Origin of the sequence: Dactylosporangium sp. NPDC050688, from assembly GCF_040654515.1 — a bacterium.
Lineage (GTDB): Bacteria > Actinomycetota > Actinomycetes > Mycobacteriales > Micromonosporaceae > Dactylosporangium.
Genome location: NZ_JBFAIC010000044.1, coordinates 20,084 through 33,414 on the forward strand (window position 1 = coordinate 20,084; position 13,331 = coordinate 33,414).

The following is a 13,331-nucleotide window of genomic DNA, read 5'->3' on the forward strand; positions in this document are numbered from 1 at the left end:
GGCCAGGCCGCCGACTACCGGTTGAGCTTCACCGGGCCGCCTGCGACGGCGCCGATGTCGTTCGCTGCCGTCGCGAGGAGCCGGTGGCCCAGGTCGGACAGGGCCCGCGCCACGGCGAGCTCGTCACCGATCTCCGGAACGTTGCTGTCGGCCGGGTGCAGCCGGGCGTCTCCGGTACCAGTGAGGTCGGTGCCGGCGTCGCTGTGCAGGCGCGCCTCCGCATGGGTGCTGTGGTCGTCCTCGCCGATGTACACGTCGATGGTCCAATGTTTGGCCGTGCCCATGACAGGCTCCTTTCTGCTTGTCGGCCTCGAGGCCGGTTGTCCAGGGCCGCCCCGGGTTTCCGTTGCGCCGAGGAACGCCAATGTGCTGGCCGGCGTCGCCAGCCGCGGACAGTCCTCCTCCTCGATGCGGTGCCCGGTGCGTTCGCTGAGCAGTTCGACGAGTTGGAGGAAGTCGAGCGAGTCCAGGTGCAGGGTCTCGCGAAGGTCGTCGCCCGAGTGCAGGGTGTCGAGGTCGGCGTCGGGCGCCACCTCGTGCAGGGCGGTGCTGGCCCTGGCGCGGGCGGCGAGGTCGCGCAGCCGGGCCATCAGCTGGTCGAGGTCGAGGGTGTCGGCGTGGTGGAAGGCCGGCGCGACGATCGGTCCGTACGCCATCGTCGTTCGCTTCCCGCGCGGGCACCGGCGAAACCTCGCCGCATCGCCGCAGCACGCTTCGCCGGAGTTGGTGATGCCGTGCGGGTGGCTCTCCGGCCGGAACAGCTCGTTGCTGCACGGCAGGCGCATGCTGTTGAAGCCCAGACTGGCGGGCTACCCCCCGACCGGAGGCAGGAAACCGGGGGCAGCCTGCACGGTCCGTCAGCGGACGACGGCCACCGGGCAGGCGGCGTGTCTGATGACGGCCTGGCTGACGGATCCCAGTAGCAGCCCGGTGAAGCCGCCACGCCCGCGGGAGCCGACGACGAGCAGTTCCGCGCCGGCGGACCGTTCGGTGAGCACGGCCGCGGGGCGGCCCCGGACGGCGGCGGTGCGCAGGTCCACGTCGGGGTACCGCTCCGCCCAGCCGGCGAGCGACTCGACCAGCGCGCGGCGTTCGTCGTCGCGCAGGTTGTCCTGGTCGTAGACCAGCGGCAGCATCTCGCCCGGCCCGGTGGAGTCCGGCCACAGGTATGCCAGGACGGCGGTGAGCCCGACGCCGCGGAACGACGCCTGTTCGAACGCGAACCGCAGCGCACGCTCGGCGTCCTGGGATCCGTCGACGCCGGCGATGACGCGGCCGGCCTCGGGTCCGGGCGGCCGATCGGCGTGGCGCACGACGACGACCGGGCAGGCGGCGTGGGCGGCGAGTTCGACACCGACGGAGCCGGCGAGCAGGCCGGTGAAGCCGCCGAGGCCGCGGTTGCCCACGACGACGGTGGAGGCGTGCTGGGACGCGGCCACGAGCGCGGCGGCCGCCTGCTGGACGGGCGTGTCGGCGCTGATGGCCACCTCTGGGGCGACCGCACGGGCCCGGGCGACCGCCGCGCGGAGAATATGCTCGGCGTTGTCCCGCATGGCCTGCTCGTACAGGTGCCGCGGCACCGGGGGGAACGCCGCGGGCCAGGGGAACGCGTGCACGACGCGAAGCGGGCGTTGCCGGCGCGTCGCGTCGGCTGCGGCCCACTCGACGGCGTCGAGACTGTCCGGTGAGCCGTCGACGCCGACGACCACCGCGGTGTCGGTACGCATGCCAGGTGCCTCCCCTCAGGGTCGAGGCCTCGATGCCGCCGCAAGCCGCGGGCACGCGCTACCCGGGGCTGTGCCCGCGGTGTGCCGTCTGCCCATGGCCGGACCTTGGCCGCGTGGCGGCGGGGCCGGCCAACCGGCCGGGCGTCACCGACGGGACGGGTAGGCGGGTTGCCCGTCAAGTACCTGCCGGCGGCGCAGGTACTCGTCTTCCTCGATCTCGCCGCGGGCGAACCGTTCGTCGAGGATCTGGTGTGGCAGCGGGCGGCCGCCGCCCGGGCCGGGGCCTGCCGCGTCGCTCGGCGGCGTGCGCCGGTCGAAGTGGCGCACCAACATCACGACGCCGACGATCACCAGCGCCCAGAACAGCAGGTTCAGCAAGGTCATGAACGCCATGGGCCACGCGCCCATGCCGTAGCCCCAGTACATCATCACTCGCTCCGTTCCAGGCCGTAGCACCCGGTGCCCGGGTCGCGACCAGTTCCGTTCGTGCCGGGACCCCTCAATCTTCCCGCGGTGTGCCGCCGACCGGTACGGCGCAACGTCATCCCGTCCAGGGCCGGAGGTCCCGGATCACCCGGCCCGGGCAGCATTCGTGCGTCCGGCCGGGCGTGCTCACGAGCTGCCGTATCCGCCGCCGCCGGGTGTCTCGACGACCAGCACGTCGCCTGGCTCGACGTCGACGGAGCCGCAGCCGGCGAGGTGGACGACATCGCCGCCGGCGCGTTCCATCCGGTTGGCGCCGAGCGCGCCGGGTGAGCCGCCGGCGAGGCCGTACGGCGGCACGCGCCGGTGACCCGACAGGGTGCTGACGGTCATCGGTTCGCGGAAGCGGATGCGGCGCACGGCGCCGTCGCCGCCGCGCCACCGGCCGTCGCCGCCGCTGCCGTGCCGGACGGCGAACTCGTCCAGGAGCACCGGGAAGCGCCATTCGAGCACCTCGGGGTCGGTCAGCCGGGAGTTGGTCATGTGGGTCTGCACCGCCGAGGCCCCGTCGAACCCGTCACCGGCGCCGGAGCCGGAGCCGACGGTCTCGTAGTACTGGTGCCGCTCGTTGCCGAAGCTGACGTTGTTCATCGTGCCGGACCCTTCGGCCTGGACGCCGAGCGCGGCGTAGAGCGCGCCGACAAGCGCCTGTGACGTCTCCACGTTTCCGGCGACCACGGCCGCGGGGTAGGTGGGCGCGAGCATCGAACCGGCGGGCACCACGATGCGCAGCGGGCGCAGGCAGCCGTCGTTGAGCGGGATCTCGTCGGTGACCAGTGTCCGGAAGACGTACAGCACCGCCGCGGTGACGACCGCCGACGGTGCGTTGAAGTTCGTCGCCAGCTGCGGTGACGTGCCGGTGAAGTCGATCGTCGCGCCGCGGCCGGCGTGGTCCACCGTGATCCGGACCGCGATCGTCGCCCCCGAGTCCATCTCGTAGCGGTACTCGCCGTCGCGGAGGGCGTCGATGACGCGCCGTACCGCCTCCTCGGCGTTGTCCTGGACGTGCCGCATGTACGCCTGCACCACGTCGAGGCCGAAATGGTCGATCATCCGTGCCACCTCTTCGACACCCCTGGCGTTCGCGGCGATCTGGGCGCGCAGGTCGGCGAGGTTGGTCGCGGGGTTGCGGGACGGGTACGGCGCCTGCGTCAGCAACTGCAGCGTCTCCTGCTCGCGGAACCGGCCGTCCTCGACCAGCGGCCAGGTGTCGAACAGCACACCCTCCTCGTGGACGTCGCGGCTGGTCGCGGGCATGGAGCCGGGGGTGAGTCCGCCGATCTCCGCGTGGTGGCCCCGGGAGGCCACGTAGAACAGCACCCCGGCCCGGTCGGCGCCGAAGACCGGGGTGACGACGGTGATGTCGGGCAGGTGGGTGCCGCCGTGGTACGGGTCGTTGATCGCGTACACGTCGCCGGGGCGCAGGCCGGGGCGGCGGCGGATGACCTCTTTGACGCTGGCGCTCATCGAGCCGAGGTGGACGGGGATGTGCGGCGCGTTGGCGATGAGGTTGCCGTCCGGGTCGAACAGCGCGCACGAGAAGTCGAGCCGCTCCCGGATGTTCACCGACTGCGCGGTCGACTCCAGCCGGGCGCCCATCTGCTCGGCGATCGACATGAAGAGGTTGTTGAAGATTTCCAGTTGTACCGGATCGACCCGGGTGGTCGCCTCGGATGCCTGCGCGTTCGGCCGCAGCCGCTGCAGGATCAGGTGGCCGGCCGTCGTCACCGACGCCCGCCAGCCGTCGTCGACCACCGTGGTCGCGTCCGCCTCGGCCACGATGGCCGGGCCGGCGACGGTGTCGCCGGGGTGCAGGCGGTGCCGGTCGTGCAGCGGCACCTCGCGCCAGGCTCCGCCGGTGTACAGGCGCGTCGTGGTGGCCGTCCGGGCGGCGGCGCGTTCCGGTGCGCCGGGGTCACCCAGCCGGGAGAGGTCCGGTGGTTCGGTCAGCCCGACGGCCTCGACCGAGACCGCCTCGGCGATCAGCGGCCGGTCCATGAGGAATGCGTACATGCGCCGGTGCGCCGTCCGGAACGACGCCACCATCGTGTCCAGGTCGGCGAGCTCGACCGGCAGCGGGGTGTCGGTGCCGTCGAAGCGCAGGTGCGCCCGCCGGTGTACCCGGATCCGGTCGGCCGGCACGTCCTCGTCCAGCAGCTGCGAGCGCGTCGCGGCCTCCAGCGCGTCCGCGACGTCGTTCAGCCGGTGCATCGTCGCGGGCTCCAGGCGGCGCTCCACCGACTGTTCACGGATCGCGGTGGTGTCGGCGAGGCCGATGCCGAGCGCGGACAGTACACCGGCCATCGGCGGCACGAGGACGGTGCGGATACCCAGCGACTCGGCCACCGAGCACGCGTGCTGCCCGCCGGCGCCGCCGAAGGTCGTGAGCACGTAACCGGTGACGTCACGGCCCTGCTGCACGGAGATCCGTTTCACCGCGTTGGCCATGTTCACGACCGCGATCTGCCGGTACCCCTCGGCGACCTGTTCCGGTGTGCGTTCGTCGCCGGTCTGTTCAGCGATGGCCGCGGTCAGGTCGGCGAACCGCTGCCGCACCACGCCGGCATCCAGCGGCTGGTCCCCGTCCGGGCCGAAGACCTGGGGAAACGTTGCCGGCTGGACCCTGCCGAGCATCACGTTGGCGTCGGTGACGGTGAGCGGCCCGCCGTTGCGGTAACAGGCCGGTCCCGGGTCGGCGCCGGCGGAGTCCGGCCCGACGCGGTAGCGGGTGCCGTCGAAGTGCAGCACCGACCCGCCACCCGCCGCGACGGTGTGAATGTCGATCATGGGGGCGCGCAGCCGTACCCCGGCGATCTGGGTGTGGAAGACCCGCTCGTACTCGCCGGCGTAGTGCGACACGTCGGTGGACGTGCCGCCCATGTCGAAGCCGATCACCTTGTCGAAGCCGGCCAGCTGGGACATGCGCGCCATGCCGACGATGCCGCCCGCCGGGCCGGACAGGATCGCGTCCTTGCCGCGGAAGTGCCCGGCCTCGGCCAGGCCTCCGTTGGACTGCATGAACATCAGCCGTACCCCGTGCAGCTGCTCGGCCACCACCGCGACGTACCGGCGCAGCACGGGCGACAGGTACGCGTCGACGACCGTGGTGTCGCCCCGCGACACCAGTTTCATCAGCGGGCTCACCTCACTGGAGCACGAGACCTGGCCGAAGCCGATCCGCTCCGCCAGCATCCCGATCTGCCGTTCGTGCGCCGGGTACAGGTGGCTGTGCAGGCAGACCACCGCGGCCGCGCGGATGCCGCGGTCATACGCCCGCCGCAGGTCGGCGGCCAGCCGGTCGACATCCGGCTCGCGCAGTACGGTGCCGTCGGCCGACATCCGTTCATCCACCTCGATCACGTGCTCGTACAGCACCTGCGGTGGCACGATGTGCCGGTCGAAGATGCGTGGCCGGTTCTGGTAGCCGATCCGCAGCGCGTCGCCGAAGCCCTCGGTGATGACCAGCACGGTGCGCTCGCCCCGCCGCTCCAGCAGCGCGTTCGTGGCGACCGTGGTGCCCATCCGCACCGCCTCGATCCGGTCGACGGGGATCGGCGCCCCTTCGGCGACACCGAGCAGTGCCCGGATCCCGGCGACCGCCGCGTCCGCGTAGCGTGCCGGGTTGTCCGACAACAGCTTGCGGGTCACCAGCCGGCCGTCGTCCGGCCGCCTGGCGACGATGTCCGTGAACGTGCCACCGCGGTCGACCCAGAACTGCCACCGTCCCCCTGCCACCGCGGATTCTCGGCCGGATCTCACTGGCGGGCCTTTCGTGACGTTGCGCCCAGGATCGCGTGCCGGGCCATGGACCCCGCGAGCTCGGCACAGCGTGCGTAGTACCGGCAGGCCAGCGCGGCGTCCAGTGCGGCGTCCACATCGACCGCAGCCCGGTCGTGCAGCAGCACGCGGTACAGCTGCTGTCGCAGCCGTCGCACCTCGGCACCGGCCGCTTCGATCCGCACCTGCGTGCCGGTCCCGGGAGACCTTGCGGCGCTGCCCGCCGTGGCCATCATGTCGGTGCAGATCCGGCCCATGCGGCACACGACGGCCTGCACGCCGGCCGGTGCCGCCGGCCGCCCCGGCCGCGACCCGGCGATCTCAGCCAGCCGCCTCGCCAGTCCTTCGACGCCCTCCGCGTCGGCGTTGACCTGCGCGGCGACGACGACCGTACGCACCGTGACCGCAGCCGACGCGAACCGGGTCTCCGTGATCGCCAGCGCCTGACCCTCGACGGCCCGGCGCAGTTCGTGCAGGGCCTTGCCGGCGTCCGGCAGCGCGCTCGCGGCGCCCGGACCGGGGTCGCACAGCGCCTCGGTGACGTGCTCCAACGCGTTTCGCGAGCGCTCGATCACCTCGACCAGGTGACCGTGCAGCCCGCGGGACTGCTGATGATGCCACACTCCAGCCTCCTGCTGGACCGTCGCGGCGCATCGCGCCGGCGCCGGCCCTGGGCGTCTCTCGCGGTGAGCTACCCCGGGCGCCGGGCCCGAATCACTCGGCCGCGCGCCGGCGGGTGAGGTCGGCCGCCTTTAGTTCCGCCAGCTGCAGGGCGCGGGCGGCGCGCGCGGCCTCCAGGGCAGGGATCCAGTGGCGGTCCAGTGCGCGCACCCGCCGCCGGGTGGCGGCCATCTCGGCCTCGACGGTGGCGAGTGCGGCGTCGGCGGCCGCGTGCCGGGCCGCGGCCATCGCCGCGGTGCGGCATGCGGCCTCGGCCTGCAGGAGGGCGGCGCCGCCCGGCGCCGGAAGATGCGCGGGGCGCGGCGGAGCCGCCAGCGACGGCTCCGCCGGGCAGTGGACGCCCATCACCGTGGTCCATGGCACGGTGACCTCGGCGGGTGGCACCTCGGCCGCGGCTTCGACCGCCTCCAGGCCGTCGAGCAGCGTCGCCCGTTCGAGCCGGCCGCGGGCCGTGGCGTCGGCGGCAGTCCACGCTCCGGCGGTCCCGGCGCGGCGCTGCCGGAGGCGGTCGCGTTCGGCGGCGAGCAGGGTGAGCTTGCGGCGCAGGACGCTGCTGGCATGCCGGCAGACCTCGGCCCGGTGTCGCAGCCACAGCAGGCCCGACCGGCCCACCGGGACATGGCGCAGGGCGGTCATCCGGTCACCTCGGCACCGTCCGGGTGCGCTGCGTGGGCGGCACGGAGCGTCCCGGGCAGCATGACAAGCTCGCTTGCCGGCAGGTACCTCGCCGGCCCCTCGCCCGGTACGCACTCAACCACGCCGCGCTGTCGCGGCTCCCGCAGCACGGCAGCTGTCGGGCCGCCCCGCACCCCGTACGACCGCCGACGTCGCGGCGGTCCTGCCCGGGTTGCACTCAGCGCACCATTCGCAGCCCGTCGGCCTCGGCGCCCCGCATGTTCACGTAGCCGGTGATGCGCCGGAAGATGCCGGCGTAGTCGGCGCCGGGCGTGGCGCTCCTCGTCGCCGCCGCGACGTCGACCAGGCGAGGCTGCGGGTAGTACCGCATGAAGAAGGCGTGCACGGCGACGTCGGTGACCCGCCACGTGCCGGGTGCGACCTCGGTGAACGTGAACCGGGGGACGACCGAGTCCTGGGTGTTCTCCCGTGACCCGTCCGCGAAACGGACGAGCAGGTTGCCCAGGCCGTAGGCCACCCACTTGTCGCCGAACTTCTCGAAGGGCTGCACGACGTGCACGTGCATGCCGATGATCAGATCGATGTCGGCACTGGCGAGCAGGTCTGCGGCGAGGCCGGTCTGCCCTTGGTCGGCCTGGTTCTGGTACTCCGTCCCCCAGTGCATCGACAGGATGACGATCTCAGCGCCGGCCTGCTTGGCGGCGTGCGCCTCGGCGCGGATCTTCGCAACGTCGATGAGGTTGGCGATCCACGGCTTGCCCGCCGGCCGTGGGATGCCGTTGAAGCTGAAGGTGTATGCCAGCTGGGCGATCTTCACACCGTGCACGTCGAAGACGTTGGGCGTGGCGGCCTCCTGCGCCGAGCGCGCCGATCCGGTGTGCCGCAGTCCTACCCGATCGAGGTTGTCGAGCGTGCGATGCACGCCCTCCTCGCCGTAGTCCAGCGTGTGGTTCGAGGCGGTGGAGCAGGTGTCGAAGCCGCTGTCGGCCGCGGCGTCGGCGAGCTGCGGCGGCGCGCTGAAGATCGGCCATCCGGTGAACGGGCCCTCTGGCCGGGCGAGGGGCTGCTCGATGTGACAGACCGCGAGATCCGCGTCCCGAACCATCGGGGTGAGCGGGGCGAGGATCTGTGTGAAGTCATGGCCGGACTTGCCGGCGGCGCGCGCGTCGGCGGCGGCCTGAGCGGTCAGGGCGGGCTGCACGAACAGGTCCCCGGCCGCTACGACGCTGAGGGTGGTCGGGCGGGCCGGGCGGGCCGGGGGCGCGATGAGCGCCACCACCGACTGATCTGCGGGAGCCGCCCAGCCCGCGTCGGGAACCTGCCGACCGGGGTCGATGGACACGCCTGCCGTCGCGACGATCATGGCGAGGCAGAGCAGGGCAGCGAGCGTTCTCCGCATGGCGAGACTGTGACCGAAGCCGGCCGCTCGGCGGCCCGTCTCGGCCCGAATCCACTCGGTGAACCACCCGACTGCGTCCTGTCCGCGGCGTACGGCTGATCAGGGGATGCCGCAGGGGCTCAGGGCTTCCGCCCGAGGTGGGCGCGGGATCACCGGGTGGGGGCGACGTTCTGGTCCAGGTACCAGCCGTACGGGCCCGGCTGGGCTCCCTGGTCGGCCTTCGGTTTGTAGTGCTGGTGATAGACGGCCGCCACCAGTTCGCTGGGCCAGCAGCGGCCGTCGTTCGAGCTCGCGGACGGGGAGGTCGAATTCGGCGTGGGGATCCACGGGGAGCGCGGGGTCGGTCGCATCCGGTCCGCGTCCGCGCGGCAGCTCACGTCGGAGCTGGCCTGCCCGGTGGTCCAGGCGCTCGACCGGCACCGACGCCTCACGTTGGGGCAGGGTCAGCGGCGCAGGAGTTTGCGGCCGCGATGTTCGAGGCGTTGCTGCCAGGTGGGCATCAGGGTGGGGTCGAAGCCGCGGGCGACGAGGACGTCGGTGGACGAGTGCAGCACGATGCTGAGCACGATGGTGAGCGCGACGAGAGTGAACACCTCCTGGGCGGCGGCGATGCCGGCCGCGAGGACGAGCAGGCCGTAGACGACGGAGGCGAAGCCCTTCGGTCCGAACCACATCGCGGCCAGCTGCTCACGCAGCCCCAGGCGCGAGCCGAGGAACGAGATCCACAGCGCGGCGGGACGGGCGACGACGAGGGCGAGGATGGCGAAGATCCAGCCGGTCCAGGCGATGTCGCCGAAGAACGCCGGGGTGAGCAGAGCACCGAAGACCAGCAGCGCGACGAGTTTGAAGATTTCGGCGAGGAGCTCGCCGAAGTGTTCGAAGGCCTCGCGTTCGCGGCGGCCGACGGTCGCCACCGTGATGCCGGCGGCGAACGCGGCGAGGAACAGGTTGGCGTGGGTGGCTTTGCCGAGGGCGAGAACGAGCAGGCCGATGGCGACGGCGTTGAGCGGTAGGTACTGTTCGGAGACGGCGAACCAGCGGGTGCGTTCCAGGCGGATCGCCAGCCACGGCACGGCGACGCCGATGGCCACGCCGAGGAGCAGTTCCGTGCCGAGGTCGAGCAGGTGCAGGTCGCTGGAGTCCGCGGCGACGGCGAGCAGGACGACGACGAACGGCAGGGCGAGGCCGTCGTTGACGCCAGACTCGACGTTGAGCAGGTGTCGCAGCCGGGCGGGGACCTTGTCGTTGCCGACGAGGGCGGCGGCGAAGACGGGGTCGGTGGGGGCGAGGATCGCGCCGATGAGCAGGGCTTCGGGCCAGTCGAGGCCGGCGATGTAGTGGGCGATGACGGCGGTGACGAGCAGGGTGAGCGGCAGCCCCCAGCCGAGTGCCCGGCCGGGCAGCCGCCACGCGGTGCGCAGGTCGGTCCAGCCGACGCGCATGCCGTCGGTGAACAGCACCACGAACAGGGCGAGTTCGGCGAGCGTGGCGACGATGGGCGAGGCCGGCGTGACGTGGACGAGGCCGAGGACGCCGTCGCCGGCCAGGAAACCGGCGGCGAGGAACAGTACGGCGGTGGACAGTACGGTGCGGTTGGCGAGGGCAGACACCAGCACCGCGATCAGCAGCACGACGGCGAACACGAGCAGCAGCGTCATCGGCGGGTCCTGTCGGTGGGCACGACTGTGGCGTTGCCGACCAGACTTCCCGGCGCTCCGCACGGGACCGTACACCATCACGGCCAACGCCAGGAAGGATCATGGTGTCGTGGGACGCAGTGCCGCAGCCGGCAATGATCGAGTAGCCTGATTGGCAGGTGTGCCGGGAAGTCTGGTCGGCGATGTCGTTGCCGACCCTTCCTGCAGGAGCCGCATGGGGACCACGCCTGATCAGCCTCGTCAGCGTCCGCTGCTCGGGCGGGGCAGCTGGAGCGAGGTCAGCCGGATCGGCGACATCCTGCGCACGGAGACCGTCGGCGGTGTGTTGCTGCTGGTTGCCGCGGTGACCGCGCTGGTGTGGTCGAATTCGCCCTGGCGGGGCGCATACCATGAGCTGGGTGCCGTCCGGGTCGGGCCGCACGCCCTGCACCTGGACCTGTCGCTGGCGCAGTGGGCGGCCGACGGGCTGCTGGCGGTGTTCTTCTTCGTGGCCGGTCTGGAGCTGAAGCGGGAGTTCGTGGCCGGGGATCTCCGGGATCCGCGGCGCGCGGTGCTGCCGATCCTCGCCGCGGTCGGCGGCATGATCGGCCCGGCGGTGATCTATGTGGCGGTCAACTGGGGTTCGGGTGAGGCGCTTGCCGGGTGGGCGGTGCCGACCGCGACGGACGTCGCCTTCGCCCTGGCCGTGCTCGGGGTTCTCAGCACGCATCTACCGGCGGCACTGCGTACGTTCCTGCTGACCCTCGCCGTGGTCGACGATCTGCTCGGCATCACGGTCATCGGCGTGTTCTACACCGACGACCTTCGGGTCGTGCCGCTGGCGTTGGTGCTGGTCCCGCTCGGGCTGTTCGGCCTGCTCACGCACCGGCAGGTGCGGGCCTGGTGGGTGCTGCTGCCCCTTGCCGGGGCGACATGGGTGCTCATGCATGCGTCCGGGGTGCATGCCACGATCGCCGGGGTCCTGCTCGGCTTCGCGGTCCCGGTGCGTCGCCGACCGGACGGGTCAGGCTGCGAACTGGCGCAGCACTTCGAGCGGCGGTGGCGGCCGGTCTCGGCCGGTGTCGCTGTGCCGGTGTTCGCGTTCTTCGCTGCCGGGGTGACCGTCGTCGGGCAGGGTCCGCTCGGCGCCCGGCTGGTCAACTCGGTCACGATCGGCGTCGTCGTTGCGCTGGTGGTGGGTAAGACGGTCGGCGTGCTGGGCTCGACGTGGCTGGTGCAGCGGTTCACGCGCGCCCGGCTGGCGGCCGAACTGAGCTGGTGGGACATGCTCGGGGTGTCGATCCTCGCCGGGATGGGCTTCACCGTGTCGCTGCTCATCGGCGAGCTCGCGTTCGGCGCAGGTACGCAACGCGACGCCGACGCCAAGATCGGGATTCTGGTCGGGTCGCTGATCGCCGCAGTGCTCGCAGGGGTCGCGTTGCGCGTCCGTAACGCCCACTACCGCCGCCTGATCAAAATCGAGGAGCTCGACCTGGACGCCGACGGTATCCCCGACGTGTACCAGGAAGAGGGCCGATGACGCCGCACGCGCCTGCCGGGCACGCCGCCTGACGCGGGTGCCTACGATCTTCGGCATCGACCCGGTGCGCCTCGGCCTGGCTCGCATGTCCCGCGAACTGTTCACGCTGGTCGGCACGTTCCGGTTCTGACCGTGCCGGCACGGCTCAGCGGCGGTCGTCCTCGGCCGTTTCGTACACGTCGGGAATGCCGTTGTCGTCGGCGTCGACGGACTCGGCCTCCTCGATGCGACGGTAGGTCCTGTTCCGCAGCCGCAGCACCACGGTGGCCAGCAGCGCGGCGACCAGCGAACCGGTCAGGACCGCGACCTTCACGCGGTCGTCCCGTTCGGTGCCGACGCCGAAGGCCAGCTCGCCGATGAGCAGCGAGACGGTGAAGCCGATGCCGCCGAGCAGGGCCAGCCCGAACACGTCGGTCCAGGCGAGCCCCTCGTCGAGGTCGGCACGGGTGAACCGGGCGACCAGCCAGGTGGCCAGGGTGATGCCGACGACCTTGCCGAGGATCAGGCCGGCGACGATGCCGACGGCGACCCGGTCGGTCAGCGCGGTCATCAGGCCGCCGACCCCGCCGATGGTCACACCGGCGGACAGCAAGGCGAAAACCGGCACCGCGAACCCCGCGGACAGGGGCCGGAACCGGTGCTCGAAGTGTTCGGCGAGGCCGGGACCGGCGCCGGGACCGCCGGCGTGCTCACTGCGCACGACCGGCACGGTCAGCGCCAGCAGGACACCGGCGACGGTGGCGTGCACGCCGGACTCGTGGACCAGCACCCACGTCGCCGCGGCGAGCGGCAGCAGCAGCCACCACGACCGGATCCGGCGCTGCACCAGTACCGCGAACGCCGCCAGGGGCAGCAGTGCCCCCAGCAGCGGCAGCACCGACAGGCTGGAGGTGTAGAAGACCGCGATGATGACGATCGCCAGCAGATCGTCGACCACTGCGAGGGTCAGCAGGAACGTGCGCAGCGACGTCGGCAGGTGCCTGCCGATCACCGCCAGCACGGCAAGGGCGAAGGCGATGTCCGTGGCCGTCGGGATCGCCCAACCGCGTGCTCCGCCGCCGGTGCCGAAATTGACCGCGGTGTACAGCAGCGCCGGCACGACGACCCCGCCCACGGCGGCGGCGACCGGCACGACCGCACGGCGTGGGTCGCGGAGGTCACCGGCGACGAATTCACGTTTGAGCTCCAGACCGGCGACGAAGAAGAAGATCGCCAGCAGGCCGTCCGCGGCCCAGCCGGCCAGTGGCAGGTCCAGATGCCAGGCCGCCGGGCCGACCCGCAGCTCACGCAGCGACTCGTACGCCGATGACCACGGAGAATTCGCCCACACCAGGGCGATCACCGCCCCGGCGAGGAGCAGCGCGCCGCCGATGGTCTCCTGACGCAGGATCGCGCCGATCCGGCGGACCTCCGGCCAGGTGCCGCGTCCGAACAGGGTCGCCACGCGGCGG

At 72.3% G+C, this 13,331-nt stretch carries 10 protein-coding genes; 1 reads left to right on the forward strand and 9 read right to left on the reverse strand.

All coding sequences use genetic code 11. The annotated features are described in order from the left end of the window. Window positions 1–14: 14 nt before the first annotated feature. The 8 genes from AB0H83_RS33050 to AB0H83_RS33085 form a co-directional block, all read right to left on the reverse strand. Window positions 15–656 carry a dsRBD fold-containing protein gene (locus AB0H83_RS33050; RefSeq protein ID WP_360101907.1) on the reverse strand — a complete coding sequence of 214 codons (642 nt, stop codon included), beginning with the start codon at window positions 654–656 and terminating at the stop codon, window positions 15–17. A 201-nt stretch (window positions 657–857) separates the two neighbouring features. Beyond that, window positions 858–1,727: a universal stress protein gene (locus AB0H83_RS33055; protein WP_360101909.1), complete on the reverse strand. Its 870-nt coding sequence runs from the start codon at window positions 1,725–1,727 to the stop codon at window positions 858–860. A gap of 144 nt (window positions 1,728–1,871) precedes the next feature. After that, window positions 1,872–2,156, reverse strand: a complete 285-nt coding sequence (locus AB0H83_RS33060) for an SHOCT domain-containing protein (RefSeq protein ID WP_360101911.1) — start codon at window positions 2,154–2,156, stop codon at window positions 1,872–1,874. Between the two features lie 183 nt (window positions 2,157–2,339). Continuing rightward, a complete protein-coding gene (locus AB0H83_RS33065) occupies window positions 2,340–5,945 on the reverse strand; it encodes a hydantoinase B/oxoprolinase family protein (protein ID WP_360101913.1) in 3,606 nt (1,201 codons plus the stop codon). A 20-nt stretch (window positions 5,946–5,965) separates the two neighbouring features. After that, window positions 5,966–6,610 carry a hypothetical protein gene (locus AB0H83_RS33070; RefSeq protein ID WP_360101915.1) on the reverse strand — a complete coding sequence of 215 codons (645 nt, stop codon included), beginning with the start codon at window positions 6,608–6,610 and terminating at the stop codon, window positions 5,966–5,968. A gap of 91 nt (window positions 6,611–6,701) precedes the next feature. Continuing rightward, window positions 6,702–7,304: a V-type ATP synthase subunit D gene (locus AB0H83_RS33075; protein ID WP_360101917.1), complete on the reverse strand. Its 603-nt coding sequence runs from the start codon at window positions 7,302–7,304 to the stop codon at window positions 6,702–6,704. A gap of 217 nt (window positions 7,305–7,521) precedes the next feature. Beyond that, window positions 7,522–8,703 (reverse strand): CapA family protein, encoded by a 1,182-nt coding sequence (locus tag AB0H83_RS33080; RefSeq protein WP_360101919.1) that lies wholly within the window; start codon window positions 8,701–8,703, stop codon window positions 7,522–7,524. A 443-nt stretch (window positions 8,704–9,146) separates the two neighbouring features. Continuing rightward, window positions 9,147–10,361, reverse strand: a complete 1,215-nt coding sequence (locus AB0H83_RS33085; RefSeq protein WP_360101921.1) for a cation:proton antiporter — start codon at window positions 10,359–10,361, stop codon at window positions 9,147–9,149. 214 nt (window positions 10,362–10,575) lie between these two features. Between AB0H83_RS33085 and nhaA (AB0H83_RS33090) the strand changes: the two genes are divergently transcribed. Next, complete coding sequence (gene nhaA, locus AB0H83_RS33090; protein WP_360101923.1) at window positions 10,576–11,880, forward strand: Na+/H+ antiporter NhaA; 1,305 nt, start codon at window positions 10,576–10,578, stop codon at window positions 11,878–11,880. Between the two features lie 145 nt (window positions 11,881–12,025). Here the strand turns inward: nhaA (AB0H83_RS33090) and nhaA (AB0H83_RS33095) are convergent, their stop codons facing one another. Then, entirely contained in the window at window positions 12,026–13,324 is a 1,299-nt protein-coding gene (gene nhaA, locus AB0H83_RS33095) for a Na+/H+ antiporter NhaA (protein WP_360101925.1), read from the reverse strand. Window positions 13,325–13,331 lie beyond the last annotated feature (7 nt).